Raw genomic sequence first — 19550 nt, 5'->3', positions numbered from 1 at the left:
GATTAACCCTCCAATTCGTAGCGGTAATCTTCAACAACGGTGTTGGCCAGCAACTTTTCACACATGACTTTCAATCGTTTCTCCGCTTCCGCACGATCTGTTGTATCCAGGTTCAATTCCATGACTTTACCGATCCGTACACTTTCCACTTCGTTGAATCCCATAGAATGCAGGGCTCCTTGAACAGCTACGCCTTGCGGGTCGAGTACGCTTTGCTTAATAGTGACATATACGGTTGCTTTGATCATGATCCTTATGTTCCTCCTCAGTAATGAACGGGATAAATGCTTTACGCTGTTAAAAGGTGGGGCTTGGGAGCTTGCTCCGGGGCGGATTGTTCTTTCCGGTCGCTTGTTGTCCCCAGGTTTTTTGATTGTTTTGGCCCGCTGTGCGGTCAAAACCCGGGGACAAAGGCGAACGCTATCGCTCCTTTAAGAACAATTCCGCCCCTCCGCTAGTCCATGCGACGTTTTTTAAAGGCCTAAACCTTTTACGTTGCACGGTGTGTAATGGTCTAGCCTGACCATTCCTTCAAAACAGTGAATGGCGAATGGTCTTTAAGTTACTTTAGTAATTAGTGAATTTAATTCTCTTAATTTTTCAGGCTTCCCCTACCTGTGGGAAGCCACCGCTCTTAATTGCCTCACCCACCAGTTTGAACACTGGCGGAGGGAAAGATTTGAGCTAGAGAAACGAAGTGCTCGCCTTTGCAACCGGAATGTTTCCTTTTGAAAAAAGGATTCCAATCAAAACATTCCGGGGGCAACAGCGATCGAAAGCCAAACTTTCCCATAGCCTCTCGCTCAAACGTTAAACGTTATTATTTCGTTAAACGGTTATAAATATCGACGTATCTTGCGGTTGTTGTCTCTACTACCTCTTGTGGAAGTGGATCAGGTTTGCTGTTCTTGTCCCAATCGGTTCCGGCGAGATAGGTGCGCACTGGCTCTTTATCCATGCTGTCGATCTCGATGTCGAGTTCATAATTCTCTTTGGCCCAGAAGCGTGAAGCATCTGGGGTGAAGATTTCGTCAATCAGGATGACCTTGCCATCCACGATGCCGAACTCGAATTTGCAATCTGCCAGAATGATGCCACGCTGATCACAGTAATCACGGGCGAATTCGTACAGGCGCAAGCTTTTTTCCTGAAGCTCAACTGCGAGTGCGTCTCCCACCAGTTCTTTCATGCGATCCATTGGGATGTCCTCATCGTGACCAACATCGTTTTTGGCTGCCGGGGTGAAAATGGGAACTTCGAGCTTGGCGTTTTTGCGAAGTCCATCAGGCAGTTTAATGCCATTCACTTCACCACTCGTCTCGTATTGTCTCCATCCCCCACCCGTGATGTATCCACGCACGACACATTCAATATCAATGCGTTCTGCTTTGCGGGTTACCATGATGCGGTCTTTAAGCAATTCAGGGTCTGTGATGAGATCACCCAGTTGATTCACATCGGTATGAACGACGTGATTCTCCATCATGTCACCCGTCAGTTCGAACCAAAAGCTGCTGAGTTTATTCAGTACGTTTCCTTTCTCGGGAACCGCCGGGTCCAGCACGTAATCAAATGCCGATATACGGTCCGTAACCACGATCAGAAAATGTTCACCCAGATCGTACAATTCACGTACTTTTCCTTTATATAACAGAGGTGCTTTAACGAGATCTGCCGCAGTGGACAGTGCCATGGGCTCACCTTCTTTCAGGAGATGTAAAGTATACGTCCAATTCCCCTCTTCACGCGGGGCCACTCCGAATGCAGAACAACCTTCCGATCGCTGTTATCCCCAGATTTTTTGATTCCACTTTTGCAAAGTGAAAATCCGGGGATAAAGGCGAACGCTTTGCTTCTTCAGCTTATTTCTGTCCTCTGCGTTCTCTGCTGAACCATCATTCTGCGCTATAGCCTTATGGGACTTATATATTAGTCGTTCAAGCCGAGCTTTTTGAAGATGGTGTCAACGTGCTTCAGGTGCCATGACGGGTTGAAAGCATCTGCGATTTCTTCTTCGTTCAGCACTTCCGTAATTTCCGGTGTGGATTTCACGATATCCTGGAACTGGCGTTGTTCTTCCCATGCTTGCATCGCACGTGGTTGAACGGTATCGTACGCTTGCTCGCGGCTGAAGCCTTTGTCGATCAGCTTTGTCATGATACGACCGGAGAATGGTACCCCGTAGGTGCGCTCCATGTTACGTTTCATGTTCTCAGGGAATACCGTCAGGTTCTTCACGATGTTACCAAAACGGTTCAGCATGTAGTTCAGCAGCATCGTTGCATCCGGCAGAATGATACGTTCTACGGAAGAATGTGAGATGTCGCGTTCATGCCAAAGTGTTACGTTCTCGTATGCCGATACCATATGTCCGCGAATGACGCGGGACAGACCGGAGATGTTTTCACTACCGATCGGGTTACGCTTGTGCGGCATCGCGGAAGATCCTTTTTGACCTTTTGCAAAAGCTTCTTCCACTTCACGGAATTCACTCTTCTGCAGTGCACGTACCTCTGTAGCGAACTTGTCCAGGGACGTTGCGATCAACGCCAGTGTAGCCATATATTCTGCGTGACGGTCACGTTGCAATGTTTGAGTTGAGATCGGCGCAGGCTTCGTGCCCAGCTTCTCGCAGACAAACTCTTCAACAAACGGATCGATGTTCGCGTACGTTCCTACTGCGCCTGAGATTTTGCCGTATTGTACATTGTCTGCTGCATGGCGGAAACGCTCCAGGTTCCGTTTCATCTCTTCATGCCACAATGCCATTTTCAGTCCAAATGTCGTTGGCTCCGCATGCACACCGTGCGTACGTCCCATCATTGGTGTGTGCTGATAAGCCAATGCTTTTTCACGAAGAATTTCAATGAAATTCACGATATCCTTTTCCAGAATCTCATTCGCTTGACGCAATACATAACCTAGAGCCGTATCTACGACATCCGTGGAAGTCAGTCCGTAGTGCACCCATTTCCGCTCCGCACCCAGACTTTCAGATACCGTACGTGTAAATGCGATAACGTCATGACGTGTTTCTTTTTCAATCTCATAGATGCGATCGATGTCAAAAGATGCGTTCTGACGAAGCAATGCTGCTTCTTCCTTAGGGATAACACCCAGTTCGGCCCACGCCTCACATGCACAAATTTCAACTTCCAGCCACGATTGGAATTTGTTCTCTTCGGTCCAGATGGCTCTCATTTCGGGTCTGCTATAACGTTCAATCATGAATTTGTATTCCTCCAGAGATTAGTTTGTTCAATCCATTGCAATCCTTCTTCAACATCCTGACAGAGCAGATTCACATGCCCCATCTTCCGTCCTGTTTTCGCTTCGGTTTTACCATATATATGAAGCTTGGAAATCACACCGAGTTCTATCGCTTCTGCATCAGGTTGCCCTGTTCTGGCGATAATGCCTTCCAGATGTTCTCCAAGCACATTGACCATAACAACCGGACTCAATAACGAAGTGTCCCCAAGTGGTAATCCGCAGATCGCACGGATATGTTGTTCGAACTGAGAAGTCGCACAAGCTTCCATCGTATAGTGACCGGAATTATGTGGTCTTGGTGCCAGTTCGTTGACGTACAGTCTTCCATCCGCCGCTACAAACAGTTCCACAGCCAGCAACCCAACAGCCTTCATCGATTCTGCAACCGCTGCTGCCAGCTTTTGCGCTTCAATCTGGATGTCTGCGGCAACTCTAGCCGGTACAATTGAAGCATGCAAAATGTTATTCACATGAATGTTCTCCGCTGGCGGGAACGTTTTGATCTCCCCATTTGTACTACGCGCTACAACGACCGATATCTCGCATTCAAACTTGATGAATTGTTCCAACACCAGTTCCGCACCAGTAGCCGCAAGTTCTTCGTATGCCGTAACAGCCTGACTTGCTTCCCGGATGACCCGTTGACCTTTGCCATCGTAGCCTCCAGTCACCGTCTTCAGTACACACGGCACTCCAAGTTCGCTAACAGCAGCAAGCATTGTATCCGCACTTGTGATCTCACGATAAGGCGCGACTCTTACTCCAGCAGCTTCGATCGCACGTTTTTCACGCAACCGATGTTGTGTGGTGTACAGTAACGCACTTCCTTGTGGAACGTAAGACTCACGCTCGAGCAGCCCAGCGACTTCTGCATCCACATTTTCGAATTCATACGTAATGACATCGCATTGCCGAGCCAGTTCAAGTGCAGCTTTGGCATCGCCATAACCAGCTTCAATCTGACGAGCAACTTGACCACAAGGTGCATCCGTAGCGGGATCAAGAGTAACGAATCGATACCCCATTGCCGTTCCTGCGAGCGTCATCATCCGTCCGAGCTGTCCGCCTCCAAGAATGCCGATGGTTGTTTTCCCGGGCAGCAGGACTTTTTTTAGCTCTCCTGCTATACCGGATTGGTTCCCTGCTCTATTCATAGTTCTTCACTACTTTCGAGTACTTCTTGTTTGATGCGCTCTCGGCGAGCTTCAGAGCGACGTTGGACATCCGGGTCAAAAGCACCGATCATTTGAGCTGCCAGCAATCCTGCATTGGTTGCCCCTGCCTTGCCAATCGCCACAGTTGCGACGGGAATACCACCAGGCATCTGAACAATGGACAACAAGGAATCGAGACCGTTCAATGCTTTGGATTGAACCGGTACGCCAATGACTGGAAGCATCGTTTTGGCGGCAACCATACCGGGTAGATGTGCTGCCCCGCCTGCCCCTGCAATGATCACCTTAAATCCTCGATCAATCGCCTGCTCTGCGTATTCAAACATCAGATCCGGTGTACGATGGGCGGAGACCACCTTTTTCTCATACCCAATCTCCAGTTCGTCCAGCACCTCGCACGCATGCTTCATCGTTTCCCAATCCGACTTGCTGCCCATAATTACAGCGACTTGCAGTGACATGAATACATCCAACTCCCGTCTGCGCTTTTTTGATTACATCTGACTATTAAGGAACTCTTATTACGTGTGAAATGAAAAAATCCGCTACCCGCGAAAACATCACATTTTCTCCGGACACCGGACTCCAAGAAATACGTATCCCTCATTTGGGCATGCCAAAAGGGGGCTTGCTGTCCGCATCTGGTTTCATGCGACTCTCAGCCGTATCTCCTCGTAGTCCGGAAATTTACGGTTCCCGGGTAGATACTTCCGGGCCCTATTCCCGGCGTTATACGAGCAAATATCTATCAAACTATCTTCGTTCATTTTTGTAATCTCTTATTACACATTTCGTTCCTACTCGACCTTATTCTTACCTGATCGACACATCTAACATTCTAACAATCCCCTACAGCTAATGTCAACTTAAAGACGAACATTTAACATATTGACAAATATAATGTTCGGGAATTGCTTCTTTAAATTCGCTTAACCATCCATTTCATCCCATAAAAGAAAGCCGGCTCCTCTTCAATCTCTCGAAGACAACCGGCTTCCTGCTTTTCAGTGCGTACACACTTCATCCATTATTTTACGATCAGTACTGGAACCTGCGCATGCTGAACCACATTGTGACTGACACTACCCAGGACAAATTCCCGAATACCACCCAGTCCGCGGCTACCAATAATAATGATATCAGAATCATTTTCTTTGGCAAAATCAAGCAACACTTCCGCTGCCGCTCCTTGAATCAGATCCACATTGGCCGTTACACCCGCAGCCTGAATTCGTTCTTTCGCTTCATCTGTTGTCTGCACAGCCAGATTGTAGTAGTCATTATTAAGTGAAGGTGGCAGTGGAGCCAACCCCTCACCGATGAATACACGCGGGAAATCAAAAGCATGAATGACATCCAGTACTGCATTTGGGGACACTTTAGCTAGCTCAATCGCACGATCAAGTGCTTTATTTGAAGCTTTGGAACCATCATAAGCCACTAATATTTTGGAAAATAACATGTGAATCCCGTCCCTTCCTTTATATGTAGAGCACGCGAAGCAAGCTTCGGTCTGACATGTAATAAACTAACAGTTAAATAACAGAACCATGTAACTCCTTAAACGTTCCAGAGCCACAATGAACCATTTATACGAATGAATTTACATATCAGACGAATGAATGATACACCTTTCACTTCAGCGTAAGTCTTGTTCGAATGGTTACGCATGTGTTCCATGTGTTCATTAAATAAAGTAACCATAGATTACCGCATTCAAGAATAACAACAATGGAATGCCAATGGTGAAGCTGGGATGTTTAGTCTTATGCCTTTTCCGATACATCGCGATCCAGACTCCCAAAGCACCGCCTATAAATGCTAATAAGAATAACGTCCGTTCGGGTGTACGGTCACGACGCTGTTGTGCACGCCTCTTATCATCCGACATCACCAGATAACCAACTACATTAATAAATAAAAACCACAATATAAGTCCGGTTTGCATATAATTCTAGCGATCCCCCTGTCCCGGGACATCTCCCTGTCTCCATTATAGTCCTCATCAGAGACATGTTCAACGCACCGGATAGGGAACCGCAATTTTGTGTAATAACGCTAACCTCGCTCTAACCTAGGACTCCTGCTTTGGAATACCGTTCAGGCTTGGTGCTCTTTTGGCTGCTTTGTCCGGGCGCACAGCGATACTCTCTTCCCGAATACTGTCTTTGTTTTGCTGGTTATGAATTTTCTCTGGTTTGTTATGCGGCATGTAGGTATCACCTCCTTGGCTTACGTTGCCTGAAAACGGAGGATCTTATACGACTTCAACTACCCTCAAGCGTGTTACTCTCCCTTTTTCTCCATAGCCGCCTTCAGCAGATCTCCAAGGTTAGACCCAATGGACTCCTGCTTCGCATATTGTTTCACCAGCTTTTGCTGATCGCGTTTGTTCACATGCTGTTTGTCCTTATCCAACGTTTCTGTAATACCACAAGGTAGACATTGTACGTATAACCCCGCCTTACCTTCTTTGATTTCCATCTTTTTGTGGCACTGCGCACAACGACGATTGGAGAGTCTCTTTTCTGCCGAACGACGATACCCGCAGTCCTCGGTAGGACATACAAGAAACTTGCCGCGCTTGCCCTTCTTCTCCAGCAAACGTGCATTACAGTCCGGACAATGGCTATTGGACACATTATGCGGCTTGTACTCTGCTTTGCTGCCTTTTACCGTAGACACCAACTCTTTTGCCATGGATCGGATACTATCCAGAAACGGCCCCGGTTTCCCTTGCCCACGAGCGATGCGTTCCAGTTCAGCTTCCCAGCGGGCAGTCAGATCCGGTGAACGAAGCTGCGGGGCAGCCAGTTCAATCAACTGTTTCCCTTTACCGGTTGGATGCATGCTGTTGCCTTGACGATCTATTGTATCGGAACTGACCAGCTTCTCGATAATATCCGCACGTGTAGCTGGAGTGCCGAGTCCATGCTTTTCCATCTGGGAAAGCAAAGCAGCTTCGGTATACCGTTTGGGCGGCATCGTCCGTCCACTTTTAATATGGCAACGCTGAACCGTCACGGACTGTCCTTGCTGTACATCTGGCAAAAGCGCACGCTCATGGTCTGCTGCATCGTCAGCCCGGTCATCGTCATCATCGCTGTAATCACCGCCATATACTTCACGCCATCCACTTTCTTTCACCGTTGTTCCTTTGACATGGAAGGAGTCATTCCCCACCTGAACCGTGATTGCAACCGAATCGTACTTCGCTGCCGGATAGAACAGGCTGATAAAACGACGTACGATCAGATCGTACAGTTTGCGTTCCTCTGGATTCAATTGATTCAAAAGCACCGTCTGCTCCGTTGGGATAATCGCATGGTGATCCGTAACTTTGCTGTCATCCACAATCCGTTTGGTGATATTCAGATTTTTGCGCAGTAAAGGACGTGCCAAAGACGCATAAGGTCCAATGGCTACACTGTCCAACCGTTCTTTCAACGTAGCTGTCATGTCGGAAGTCAGGTACCGGCTGTCCGTACGCGGATACGTCACAAGCTTGTGCTGTTCATACAGACGTTGCAGGACATTTGATGTTTGCTTTGCAGAGAAACCATATTTCCGGTTGGCATCCCGTTGCAGTTCCGTCAGATCATATGCCAGTGGATGTGGCTCTACTTTCTCGCTTTTCTTCACTTGGGCAATCGTGCCCTTGCGTCCGTCTACCCGTTTCTTCAATTCTTGTGTTTCCTGAGGGTCAAAGATTCGCGAATCTCCCCCAGCTGCCCGCCAGACAGCCTGAAAACCTCCCATGTCTGCCGTTAACGTCTCATACTCCTGCGAGCGGAAACCGTTAATTTCATTTTCCCTGTCCATAATCATGCCCAAGGTCGGGGTTTGTACCCGTCCAGCAGACAACTGAGCATTAAAACGAACGGTTAGCGCACGGGTCACGTTAAGTCCGATCATCCAGTCAGCTTCCGCCCGGCAACGTGCAGATTCATAGAGGCGGTCGAACTGACTGCCTGGCTTCAGCGAAGCAAATCCGTCTTTGATCGCCTTATCTGTCTGGGATGAAATCCACAGGCGTTTAAAAGGTTTTTTCCACCCTGCCATCTGCATGATCCAACGTGCCAGCAATTCTCCCTCACGTGCTGCATCCGTCGCAATGACAAGCTCACCCACATCCTGACGTTTCATCAGCTGCTGCACGGCTTTATATTGATGGTTGGTCTCTTTAAGTACCTTCAGTTTCGTACGATCTGGCAGAATGGGCAGGTCCTCCAGATTCCATGTGGCATACTTTTTGTCGTAATCCTCGGGTTCAGCTAATCCCACCAGATGTCCAAGCGCCCAGGTAACGATATATTTCGGGCCTTCCATATAACTTTTATGTTTATCACGCGCACCCATAACTCTGGCTATTTCGCGTGCTACAGATGGTTTTTCTGCGAGTACCAATGTCTTCACTTCATATCTCTTCCTCTCTGGTAGAACGTTATGTCTCTTTTATCCCTATCTTTTCATTATATCATTTCACACTAAAGGTATGCTCTGTCATCTCTACTTCCTAACTACTTGCATCCTGTAACCTCATGTTTAATCAACATATCGAGTTTGTGTTATATTTCTTTACATTATAATATGTAATAGTTTTTCTGAGTACATGTAAACAGAAGCATGAATAAGTATTAACACTGTAAAGTATTGATGTATACGTTTTTTTGGATAAATATAAACCTTGTAAGATTACCTGACATAACTATACAATGTGTCAAAAGCATAGAAACAGAATCGCTACACACATCAATGAGACACAGGAAGGGAGCGTGGATGCATGACTTATCATGGATCTGTATTGAAAAAAAGCGGGGCTTTGTTACTGGCAGGTGCTGTTGTTGCCACAACATGGGGAGAAACGGTACCTTCGGCATCAGCCGCAACGGCAACGCCTACGAGTAAAACAACAGTAGCAGCTGTATCCAAAGGAAAAGCGCCTGCTACTCCGGCAGCATTTGTTCAGGCTATGGAAGAAGCGGCTACACTTGCAGGTGTCCCTTTTACCATGGACAAGCTCTCCGGCACAACCGTACAACGTAAAGATGCTGCGGTCGCCTTGCAACAATGGCTCAAGCTGGATTCGACTACCGAATCATTCAAGGATGTCCCGGATGAAGCCACTTTCGCAGGTGCTGTTGGTGCATTGAATACCACTGGGCTAATGAAAGGTTATACCGATTCCCTCTTCCTTCCAAACGCTGTACTTACCGAGAATGACCTCTCCATACTGAAAGACCGCATTTATAACTACATAAAACCGTTTGTCTTGGAGGAAGCAACCATTATGGATCTCCAGGCCGCAATGACGCAAGGAAAACTGACATCAAAAGAACTGGTTCAAAAATATCTGGACCGCATTGAAAAATACGATGATCAAGGTGTAAGCATCAACGCCGTATTAACCCTGAACCCGGATGCACTCCAAATTGCAGAGCAACTGGATGAAGAACGTGCAGCTCAAGGTGCTCGCGGGCCTCTGCATGGCGTTCCGATTCTGGTGAAAGATAACTTTGATACCAATGACATGCCGACAACCGCAGGCTGTATCTGTCTGAAAGATTCGGTCCCTGCTCACGATGCTGAACAAGTGAAGAAACTCAAAGCAGCTGGCGCCATTATTTTGGGCAAAACAAACCTGCATGAATTCGCATTTGGCATCACGACATCCAGCTCATTGGGTGGACAAACGCTTAACCCATACGCCCTGGACCATTATCCAGGTGGCTCAAGCGGTGGAACAGGTGCAGCCATTGCATCTAACTTTGCCGCAGCCGGTATGGGTACAGACACTGGCGGTTCGATCCGTATCCCATCCAGCTTTAACAGCCTTGTAGGTATCCGTCCAACCATCGGACTGTCTAGCCGCGAAGGCATTATACCATTGGCTTTGACACAGGATGTAGGTGGACCTATGGCTCGTACGGTTAGTGACGCTGCAATCATGTTGGATGCTACAGCCGGATATGATAAAAAAGATGTCGCTACAGCTTACGCAGTTGGAAAAATCCCTTCCAGCTATACAGACTTCCTGGATGTAAACGGACTGAAAGGTGCACGCATCGGTGTGGCTGCAGAACTCATCCCAAGTACCAAAGCTGAAGAAAAAGCCGTTGCTGACGTCATCAACACCGCTGTGGAAGAACTGAAGACACTGGGCGCTACCGCAGTTCCCATTTCCATCCCGAACTTGACTGAGATCAACAAATACCCAAGCCTTAGCGGATATGAATTCAAGTTCCAACTGAATGACTATCTGGACTCATTGGGTGCAGACGCTCCATATCACAGTCTGTCCGAGATCATCGCTTCCGGAGAGTTCGACAAATCTCAGGAGCAATCCATGAAGACTCGGGATGCACGCCAAACGTTGGAGACTACCGAATACAAGGACATCGTCCTGAAACGTACCCAAGTTACACGTGAGTCCCTGCTGAAAGTTATGGCAGATAATAATCTGGATGCCATCATCTATCCTACGTCCACACAAGCCGCTGGTGTTATTGGCGAAGGACAAAACTCCGGTGGTAACAACCGTCTGAGTCCATTCTCCGGCTTCCCGGCCATCACTGTACCTGCCGGTTTCACAACTGATGGTTTGCCCGTAGGTATGGAATTCCTGGGTCGCGCCTTTGATGAAGGAACCTTGATCAAGCTGGCTTACAGCTACGAACAAGGTACACATCACCGCCAAGCGCCTAAGCTTACGCCGTAAAATATTTACGGGATTAAGCAATTCCGGTTAACACAAAAAATAGAAGCAATCATATCACTTTTTTGAAACGAGTTAACCCACTAAAGAGACCACCTTCTTCATGACAGCATGAAGTTTGGGTGGTCTCTTTTAATGTTCTCTATTTATTTTTGTGTTGCATACCGTCGGATGTTACTCATTCCTGAACCTTGTCTGGCACGCCCCATTTCAGCACCAGACCTGCGTACGTCAGACCACCGCCAAAGCCAAAGAGAGCTACGCTCTGTCCTTCTTTCAATTTCCCTTCATCCACTGCAAGCTGTAAAGCAAGCGGAATGGAAGCAGCAGATGTGTTCCCGCGATACTCGACACTGGTTAAAGTACGTTCCAAAGGAACCGGACCACGTTCGCAAACAGCTTCAATCATTCTCATGTTGGCACTATGCGGGACAAACCAGTCAATCTGGTCAGGGCTTAATTCAGCTTTCGTTATAAGTTTACCCAATTGCTCTGGAATCGTCCGTACAGCCCACTTATAAATCTCTCGGCCATTCTGAACTAAACAACCTTCGCCCTGTAAAGGCACACCATTCATCTCCGAAGACAAGCCACTCTTATAGAGATGTACACCGCCTTCTCCATGTGTACCTGATATGGCTGCCATAAAGTCACCTTCAGCACCCGATGATCTCTCCACCAAGAAGGCCCCCGCTCCATCACCAAACAGTACACAAGTCGTGCGGTCTGTGTAATCCGTAATTTTGGATAATGTCTCTGCTCCTATAACCAGTACTTTACGGTACATTCCACTGGTTACTAGACTGTCAGCTAGCTGCAACCCATAGGTAAAACCTGCACATGCAGCATTTAAATCCAGTACGCCCGTGTGTGGAATCTTAAGGTTAGCCTGTACCCTGGATGCCGTACTTGGGAAAGCATATTCAGGTGTACTTGTAGCCACAAGGATCATATCTACATCTTCTACACTTACATCATAACGATGTATCATATCTTCTACAGCCTTCATAGCCAAGTCAGATACAAACTGATCTTCAGCTGCGATTCTCCGTTCTCTCATACCTGTACGCTGTACAATCCATTCGTCACTTGTCTCGACCAATTTCTCCAGATCAGCATTCGTTAATATTCGATCCGGTACATACGTCCCCATTGCCGTGATGGTTGCCTTTGATTGATGATTCATACCGGTAGTCACCTCACTTGTTTTTTACTATTATAGCACTAAGTCTTAGTACTTGGTACTAATTTTTTTATAATATTTACTCGATTTATACTTGGAATCAGCATTACTTTTATGCGAGTGAAGAGATGTTTCTGAACCATTACCCTATTTACGAGCTTTTTATAGACACTTTGTCCTTATATAAGGGTTAGATCAGTCGAATTAAAAATTACAGGTTAAGGTGAACCTCAATAATGGGGACGGGGGATTGACATTTCTGCTAGCTACGTTTGAAGAAACGGATACAAAATCACATAAAAAAACAGGTTGTCGCAATATCGACAACCTATTCCATAATTATAATAACGGGGTTATGAAATTCACTTCCGGGAACCGACTATTGGGTCCGTTCATTAAGATTCCGCCCTTTTCTTTCAGATACATGTCAAAGAAATCCAGCATATAGGAATTAATAATGAAATTCGCTCTATCGGGCGCAATCTTCCCTGTAATACCCAGAATTTTGAAAATTGGAGAAATGAACTGCACGTCTGTAAAATTTAAATGCTCCGCATTATCGATATATAGAACTTGTCCCCCTGCGGCAACTGTTTTACGCATCCGATCAAGCTCCAACTTTTTGTCTTTCCTTTCTTGATCCACCCACTCTCTTGTATTACCCATATGCTCAAGTTCAGTATCCGTGTAGACTCGGTGATCGATCAACATTTTTAATTTTTCGTATCCACTTTCCGAGTTCATGAACAAAATCGGCTTCCGCAGGCCCTCTTTGTCATGCAGACCATAAAGTCCTCCATCAAGGTCTATCCCAGCTTTTATTCGTGGATCGTAAGAAGCATCATAGGACGTCGCTCCTCCAATGGAATGACCAAACACTCCGATATGACCCAGATCCAACCTCCCTTTAAGCTGACTTGGAATTTTCCCCGATTGAATCAGTTCGAATTGGTCCAGCGCAAACACCACATCGTCGGTTAACACTTTTCCCAACTCGTCACGTTTTTCTCTTTCTGTTCTGTAATCATGTTCGGGTGAAAACAAATCGCTGGTTGTATTGGTCGTGATTTGACCGTCCGGAAACTCAGTTGCAAATGTATTATAGGTGTGGTCAATCACTGCCACGATATATCCGTGACTCGCCAGATTTTCGGCTTGTGACGTGTGAAGAAACCTGGAGGAACCAAAGCCGGGATTTGCAAGAACCAATGGGTATGAGGCCTGAGCTGAAGAGACTTCAGTCGCCCAGTAAGCATGACTGGATACATACTTCAGGTGTTGAAAAGTAAACCCGGGGAGGCCATAATTCTCCGCCATATAAGATAAGATTCGGGGATTAGGGATAAATGGAGTATACTTCCCATTGCCAGCTTCAGCCGGATACCATACCTGAACCATTAATTCTCTCTTGCCTGTCTCTGATTTCCCGAATGTCTCCTTCCGGTTTGGATCGACGAAATGAAAGACTTGTGTGCCTACTTTTAACTTGCCAGTTGGTGCTGGAAGGTCAAAAACCGGAAACACATAGTGGAAACAGACTGTTGCGATCAGCCCAATTGCAATAAAAAGGGGACCAAGCACTCTAAGAATTCGGGAGACTGGCCACACGCCTTTCTGCGTTCGAACAACTTTTATAAGAGAAAACATGAACATCAGGATCGTAAATCCGTATAAAAATAAAAGCTGAATTCTGTATCCTTCGACAAAAAGATGTATCACTAAAAAAATGGAGCCTGCTCCGCTTGTCAGGAGCAAAGCTATTCTTCGTATACGTGGATTGGGAATGAACAAAAATGCCAATAAACAAACACTTGAGAAGAATAATAAAATTTCAATAAACCTCACGCCAACTCCCCCTGAAAATCAACTCCATCGATGGATAGGGTTAGTATACAGGAACCACTAGATTGATTGTATTGATCTAACTTACAATTGCCTTACAACCGTGTAAGTTAAGTGAGAGGGCAGTAATAAGAAAAAGCCCAACATATGTGAGCTGTTCCTCTTTCATAGATCAGATTAGATAAAAATAAAAAAGACACACTCGATATCATCAAGTGTGTCTTCTATTGCTTGGCGGCGTCCTACTCTCCCAGGACCCTGCGGTCCAAGTACCATCGGCGCTAGAGGGCTTAACGGTCGTGTTCGGGATGGGTACGTGTGGAACCCCTCCGCCATCGCCACCAAACGCATAGCTTAGCTTACATTCAGAGATCGTTCTCTGAAAACTAGATTCGAAACGAAACATGCGAATTACAACTTGCTATTGGATAAGCCCTCGACCGATTAGTACTGGTCAGCTCCATGCATTGCTGCACTTCCACCCCCAGCCTATCTACCTCGTCGTCTTCAAGGGGTCTTACATACTGGGAAATCTCATCTTGAGGGGGGCTTCACGCTTAGATGCTTTCAGCGTTTATCCCGTCCGTACATAGCTACCCAGCGGTGCTCCTGGCGGAACAACTGGTACACCAGCGGTACGTCCATCCCGGTCCTCTCGTACTAAGGACAGCTCCTCTCAAATTTCCTACGCCCACGACAGATAGGGACCGAACTGTCTCACGACGTTCTGAACCCAGCTCGCGTACCGCTTTAATGGGCGAACAGCCCAACCCTTGGGACCTACTTCAGCCCCAGGATGCGATGAGCCGACATCGAGGTGCCAAACCTCCCCGTCGATGTGGACTCTTGGGGGAGATAAGCCTGTTATCCCCAGGGTAGCTTTTATCCGTTGAGCGATGGCCCTTCCATGCGGTACCACCGGATCACTAAGCCCGACTTTCGTCCCTGCTCGACTTGTAGGTCTCGCAGTCAAGCTCCCTTATGCCTTTGCACTCTTCGAATGATTTCCAACCATTCTGAGGGAACCTTTGGGCGCCTCCGTTACTCTTTAGGAGGCGACCGCCCCAGTCAAACTGCCCACCTGACACTGTCCCCGCACCGGATTACGGTACCAGGTTAGAACCTAGATACGATCAGGGTGGTATCCCAACGTTGCCTCCACACAAGCTGGCGCTCATGCTTCAAAGGCTCCCACCTATCCTGTACAGATCGTACCCAAATTCAATATCAAGCTGCAGTAAAGCTCCATGGGGTCTTTCCGTCTTGTCGCGGGTAACCTGCATCTTCACAGGTATTAAAATTTCACCGGATCTCTCGTTGAGACAGCGCCCAAGTCGTTACGCCATTCGTGCGGGTCAGAATTTACCTGACAAGGAATTTCGCTACCTTAGGACCGTTATAGTTACGGCCGCCGTTTACTGGGGCTTCGGTTCACAGCTTCGGATTGCTCCTAACCACTCCCCTTAACCTTCCAGCACCGGGCAGGCGTCAGCCCGTATACTTCGCCTTACGGCTTCGCACAGACCTGTGTTTTTGCTAAACAGTCGCTTGGGCCTTTTCACTGCGGCCCCCTCGTGCTATTCACACTACCGGGGCACCCCTTCTCCCGAAGTTACGGGGTCATTTTGCCGAGTTCCTTAACGAGAGTTCTTCCGCGCGCCTTAGAATACTCTTCTCGCCTACCTGTGTCGGTTTGCGGTACGGGCACCATCACCTGGCTAGAGGCTTTTCTTGGCAGTGTGAGATCATGACCTTCGCTACTATAATTTTCGCTCCCCATCACAGCTCAGCCTTACAATGTGCGGATTTGCCTACACATCAGCCTTACTGCTTAGACGGACATCCATCAGTCCGCGTCACTACCCTACTGCGTCCCCCCATTGCTCATAACGGCTTACGGTGGTACAGGAATTTCGACCTGTTGTCCTTCGACTACGCCTTTCGGCCTCGCCTTAGGTCCCGACTTACCCTGAGCGGACGAGCCTTCCTCAGGAACCCTTAGGCTTTCGGCGGATCAGATTCTCACTGATCTTTTCGTTACTCATACCGGCATTCTCACTTGTATAATGTCCAGCGCTCCTTACGGTACACCTTCAACCCTTATACAACGCTCCCCTACCCCTGATGCAAAGCATCAAGCCATAGCTTCGGTGGTGTGTTTAGCCCCGTTACATTTTCGGCGCAGAGTCACTCGACCAGTGAGCTATTACGCACTCTTTCAATGGTGGCTGCTTCTAAGCCAACATCCTGGTTGTCTGTGCAACTCCACATCCTTTCCCACTTAACACACACTTGGGGACCTTAGCTGATGGTCTGGGCTGTTTCCCTTTTGACAATGGATCTTAGCACTCACTGTCTGACTCCCGGAAGTAAGTCTATGGCATTCGGAGTTTGACTGAGCTTGGTAACCCTTGCGGGCCCCGCACCCAATCAGTGCTCTACCTCCACGACTCTGTTTTCCGAGGCTAGCCCTAAAGCTATTTCGGGGAGAACCAGCTATCTCCGAGTTCGATTGGAATTTCTCCGCTACCCCCACCTCATCCCCGCATTTTTCAACATGCGTGGGTTCGGGCCTCCAGTGCGTGTTACCGCACCTTCACCCTGGACAGGGGTAGATCACCCGGTTTCGGGTCTACGTCCACGTACTAATTCGCCCTATTCAGACTCGCTTTCGCTGCGGCTCCGGCTCTTCACCTTAACCTTGCACGGGAACGTAACTCGCCGGTTCATTCTACAAAAGGCACGCCATCACCCCTAAAACGGGCTCTGACTTTTTGTAAGCACACGGTTTCAGGTTCTATTTCACTCCCCTTCCGGGGTGCTTTTCACCTTTCCCTCACGGTACTGCTTCACTATCGGTCGCTAGGAAGTATTTAGCCTTGGCAGATGGTCCTGCCGGATTCATACGGGGTTTCACGTGCCCCGCACTACTCGGGATCCGTCTCGGAGGGAACCAACTTTCAACTACAGGGCTTTTACCTTCTTTGGCGGGCCTTTCCAGACCTCTTCGCTTAACCGGTTCCTTTGTAACTCCATGTGAGACGTCCCACAACCCCAAAGAGCAAGCTCTCTGGTTTGGGCTTCTCCGCGTTCGCTCGCCGCTACTGACGGAATCACTATTGTTTTCTCTTCCTCAGGGTACTTAGATGTTTCAGTTCCCCTGGTATGCCTCTGCATAACCTATGTATTCAGTTATGAGTAACTGGAAATTACCCCAGCTGGGTTTCCCCATTCGGACACCCCCGGATCAAAGCTTGCTTACAGCTCCCCGAGGCAGTTTCGTTGTTCGCCACGTCCTTCATCGGCTCCTAGCGCCTAGGCATCCTCCGTGTGCTCTTAGTAGCTTAACCATTTTGTTCCGGTTTCGGCCGCTCGCTTCCCTTGTTTTGCTTGCGCAAAGCCAAAAGTCGCTCTCACCCGATACCCTCACAAAAGCAATTTGACTACCGTTTTTATTGAAACTTGTTTAACACAAGTTCAGCTAAAAAGGAATGTTCTAATTCGCGTTTGTTTCGTTTCGATATCTAGTTTTCAAAGAACAAGCTCCATGCAAAAGCAAGCTGTTTGAGAGTTTGAGCTCTCAAAACCGAACAACGAGTGAGTGTTTTGCAGCTAAGCTGCGTATTTGAATGTTTCCGTTGCAGGAAACGATTCTCCATAGAAAGGAGGTGATCCAGCCGCACCTTCCGATACGGCTACCTTGTTACGACTTCACCCCAATCATCTATCCCACCTTCGGCGGCTGGCTCCTTGCGGTTACCCCACCGACTTCGGGTGTTATAAACTCTCGTGGTGTGACGGGCGGTGTGTACAAGACCCGGGAACGTATTCACCGCGGCATGCTGATCCGCGATTACTAGCAATTCCGACTTCATGCAGGCGAGTTGCAGCCTGCAATCCGAACTGAGACCGGCTTTGTTGGGATTGGCTCCATCTCGCGATTTCGCAGCCCGTTGTACCGGCCATTGTAGTACGTGTGTAGCCCAGGTCATAAGGGGCATGATGATTTGACGTCATCCCCACCTTCCTCCGGTTTGTCACCGGCAGTCTATCTAGAGTGCCCATCCGAAATGCTGGCAACTAAATATAAGGGTTGCGCTCGTTGCGGGACTTAACCCAACATCTCACGACACGAGCTGACGACAACCATGCACCACCTGTCTCCTCTGTCCCGAAGGAAAGATACATCTCTGCATCGATCAGAGGGATGTCAAGACCTGGTAAGGTTCTTCGCGTTGCTTCGAATTAAACCACATACTCCACTGCTTGTGCGGGTCCCCGTCAATTCCTTTGAGTTTCAGTCTTGCGACCGTACTCCCCAGGCGGAGTGCTTAATGTGTTAACTTCGGCACCAAGGGTATCGAAACCCCTAACACCTAGCACTCATCGTTTACGGCGTGGACTACCAGGGTATCTAATCCTGTTTGCTCCCCACGCTTTCGCGCCTCAGCGTCAGTTACAGCCCAGAGAGTCGCCTTCGCCACTGGTGTTCCTCCACATATCTACGCATTTCACCGCTACACGTGGAATTCCACTCTCCTCTTCTGCACTCAAGTCACCCAGTTTCCAGTGCGATCCGGGGTTGAGCCCCGGGATTAAACACCAGACTTAAATGACCGCCTGCGCGCGCTTTACGCCCAATAATTCCGGACAACGCTTGCCCCCTACGTATTACCGCGGCTGCTGGCACGTAGTTAGCCGGGGCTTTCTTCTCAGGTACCGTCACCTTGAGAGCAGTTACTCTCCCAAGCGTTCTTCCCTGGCAACAGAGCTTTACGATCCGAAAACCTTCATCACTCACGCGGCATTGCTCCGTCAGGCTTTCGCCCATTGCGGAAGATTCCCTACTGCTGCCTCCCGTAGGAGTCTGGGCCGTGTCTCAGTCCCAGTGTGGCCGATCACCCTCTCAGGTCGGCTACGCATCGTCGCCTTGGTGAGCCGTTACCTCACCAACTAGCTAATGCGCCGCAGGCCCATCCCCAAGTGACAGATTGCTCCGTCTTTCCAGTTCCCTTCAGGCGAAGAAAACAATTATTCGGTATTAGCTACCGTTTCCGGTAGTTGTCCCAAACTTGAGGGCAGGTTGCCTACGTGTTACTCACCCGTCCGCCGCTAACCATCCGAGAAGCAAGCTTCTCTTCAAGTCCGCTCGACTTGCATGTATTAGGCATGCCGCCAGCGTTCGTCCTGAGCCAGGATCAAACTCTCCAATAAAGTATTGAAAAGAGCGATAAGCTCATTTTGAATCTGACGAGATTAAAAATCTCATTTGTGCTCCAGCCGATTCAAACCAAGGCTTGTTTCAAACTTTCGCGTTCATTCTGCAAGCAGAATGTTCACTCACTCGTTGTTCAGTTTTCAA

General features: G+C 48.1%; 12 protein-coding genes, 3 rRNA genes and 1 riboswitch. Of the genes, 1 reads left to right on the top strand and 14 read right to left on the bottom strand.

What is annotated here, in order from left to right; translation table 11 throughout:
- Positions 1 to 2: 2 nt before the first annotated feature.
- The 9 genes from purS to MHI52_RS03960 all read right to left on the bottom strand — a co-directional run bounded on the left by purS (position 3) and on the right by MHI52_RS03960 (position 8864).
- Positions 3 to 248, bottom strand: a complete 246-nt coding sequence (gene purS, locus MHI52_RS04000) for a phosphoribosylformylglycinamidine synthase subunit PurS (RefSeq protein WP_017690695.1) — start codon at positions 246 to 248, stop codon at positions 3 to 5.
- A gap of 572 nt (positions 249 to 820) precedes the next feature.
- A complete protein-coding gene (locus MHI52_RS03995; RefSeq protein ID WP_074093473.1) occupies positions 821 to 1693 on the bottom strand; it encodes a phosphoribosylaminoimidazolesuccinocarboxamide synthase in 873 nt (290 codons plus the stop codon).
- Between the two features lie 236 nt (positions 1694 to 1929).
- Complete coding sequence (purB, locus tag MHI52_RS03990; RefSeq protein ID WP_036668399.1) at positions 1930 to 3228, bottom strand: adenylosuccinate lyase; 1299 nt, start codon at positions 3226 to 3228, stop codon at positions 1930 to 1932.
- Positions 3225 to 4427, bottom strand: coding sequence for a 5-(carboxyamino)imidazole ribonucleotide synthase (gene purK / locus MHI52_RS03985; RefSeq protein WP_127551764.1), 1203 nt, complete (start codon positions 4425 to 4427; stop codon positions 3225 to 3227). The genes purB and purK overlap by 4 nt, the downstream gene beginning before the upstream one ends.
- Complete coding sequence (gene purE / locus MHI52_RS03980) at positions 4424 to 4909, bottom strand: 5-(carboxyamino)imidazole ribonucleotide mutase (RefSeq protein ID WP_017690699.1); 486 nt, start codon at positions 4907 to 4909, stop codon at positions 4424 to 4426. The genes purK and purE overlap by 4 nt, the downstream gene beginning before the upstream one ends.
- Positions 4910 to 5103: 194 nt before the next feature.
- Positions 5104 to 5205, bottom strand: a riboswitch (purine riboswitch).
- Between the two features lie 270 nt (positions 5206 to 5475).
- Positions 5476 to 5910 (bottom strand): universal stress protein, encoded by a 435-nt coding sequence (locus MHI52_RS03975; protein WP_047840488.1) that lies wholly within the window; start codon positions 5908 to 5910, stop codon positions 5476 to 5478.
- Positions 5911 to 6135: 225 nt separating this feature from the next.
- Positions 6136 to 6396, bottom strand: a complete 261-nt coding sequence (locus MHI52_RS03970; protein ID WP_127551766.1) for a DUF1294 domain-containing protein — start codon at positions 6394 to 6396, stop codon at positions 6136 to 6138.
- A gap of 126 nt (positions 6397 to 6522) precedes the next feature.
- Positions 6523 to 6660 carry a hypothetical protein gene (locus MHI52_RS03965; protein WP_017690703.1) on the bottom strand — a complete coding sequence of 46 codons (138 nt, stop codon included), beginning with the start codon at positions 6658 to 6660 and terminating at the stop codon, positions 6523 to 6525.
- Positions 6661 to 6734: 74 nt separating this feature from the next.
- Positions 6735 to 8864 carry a DNA topoisomerase III gene (locus tag MHI52_RS03960; protein WP_405158509.1) on the bottom strand — a complete coding sequence of 710 codons (2130 nt, stop codon included), beginning with the start codon at positions 8862 to 8864 and terminating at the stop codon, positions 6735 to 6737.
- A 367-nt stretch (positions 8865 to 9231) separates the two neighbouring features.
- On the opposite strand from MHI52_RS03960, the gene MHI52_RS03955 reads away from it, so the two are divergent.
- Complete coding sequence (locus MHI52_RS03955; protein WP_405158508.1) at positions 9232 to 11166, top strand: amidase family protein; 1935 nt, start codon at positions 9232 to 9234, stop codon at positions 11164 to 11166.
- Positions 11167 to 11341: 175 nt separating this feature from the next.
- On the opposite strand, the gene MHI52_RS03950 is transcribed toward MHI52_RS03955, so the two are convergent.
- The 5 genes from MHI52_RS03950 to MHI52_RS03930 form a co-directional block, all read right to left on the bottom strand.
- Complete coding sequence (locus MHI52_RS03950; protein ID WP_405158507.1) at positions 11342 to 12349, bottom strand: ketoacyl-ACP synthase III; 1008 nt, start codon at positions 12347 to 12349, stop codon at positions 11342 to 11344.
- Between the two features lie 336 nt (positions 12350 to 12685).
- On the bottom strand, positions 12686 to 14191 hold the full coding sequence (locus MHI52_RS03945; protein ID WP_405158506.1) for an alpha/beta hydrolase family protein: 1506 nt from the start codon (positions 14189 to 14191) through the stop codon (positions 12686 to 12688).
- 226 nt (positions 14192 to 14417) lie between these two features.
- Positions 14418 to 14534, bottom strand: a 5S ribosomal RNA gene (gene rrf, locus MHI52_RS03940).
- A 78-nt stretch (positions 14535 to 14612) separates the two neighbouring features.
- Positions 14613 to 17538, bottom strand: a 23S ribosomal RNA gene (locus MHI52_RS03935).
- 311 nt (positions 17539 to 17849) lie between these two features.
- Positions 17850 to 19402, bottom strand: a 16S ribosomal RNA gene (locus MHI52_RS03930).
- Together the 16S, 23S and 5S rRNA genes form the textbook arrangement of a ribosomal RNA operon.
- Positions 19403 to 19550 lie beyond the last annotated feature (148 nt).

The organism is Paenibacillus sp. FSL H8-0283, from assembly GCF_045040675.1.
Taxonomy (GTDB): Bacteria; Bacillota; Bacilli; order Paenibacillales; family Paenibacillaceae; genus Paenibacillus; species Paenibacillus amylolyticus.
This window is presented reverse-complemented; position numbering and strand designations above follow the sequence as displayed.

What these genes read in the sequence shown, in the direction of transcription:
- purS (WP_017690695.1), bottom strand. Translation starts at nt 248, where the DNA reads ATGATCAAAGCAACCGTATATGTCACTATTAAGCAAAGCGTACTCGAC.
- MHI52_RS03995 (WP_074093473.1), bottom strand. Translation starts at nt 1,693, where the DNA reads ATGGCACTGTCCACTGCGGCAGATCTCGTTAAAGCACCTCTGTTATAT.
- purB (WP_036668399.1), bottom strand. Translation starts at nt 3,228, where the DNA reads ATGATTGAACGTTATAGCAGACCCGAAATGAGAGCCATCTGGACCGAA.
- purK (WP_127551764.1), bottom strand. Translation starts at nt 4,427, where the DNA reads ATGAATAGAGCAGGGAACCAATCCGGTATAGCAGGAGAGCTAAAAAAA.
- purE (WP_017690699.1), bottom strand. Translation starts at nt 4,909, where the DNA reads ATGTCACTGCAAGTCGCTGTAATTATGGGCAGCAAGTCGGATTGGGAA.
- MHI52_RS03975 (WP_047840488.1), bottom strand. Translation starts at nt 5,910, where the DNA reads ATGTTATTTTCCAAAATATTAGTGGCTTATGATGGTTCCAAAGCTTCA.
- MHI52_RS03970 (WP_127551766.1), bottom strand. Translation starts at nt 6,396, where the DNA reads ATGCAAACCGGACTTATATTGTGGTTTTTATTTATTAATGTAGTTGGT.
- MHI52_RS03965 (WP_017690703.1), bottom strand. Translation starts at nt 6,660, where the DNA reads ATGCCGCATAACAAACCAGAGAAAATTCATAACCAGCAAAACAAAGAC.
- MHI52_RS03955 (WP_405158508.1), top strand. Translation starts at nt 9,232, where the DNA reads ATGACTTATCATGGATCTGTATTGAAAAAAAGCGGGGCTTTGTTACTG.
- MHI52_RS03950 (WP_405158507.1), bottom strand. Translation starts at nt 12,349, where the DNA reads ATGAATCATCAATCAAAGGCAACCATCACGGCAATGGGGACGTATGTA.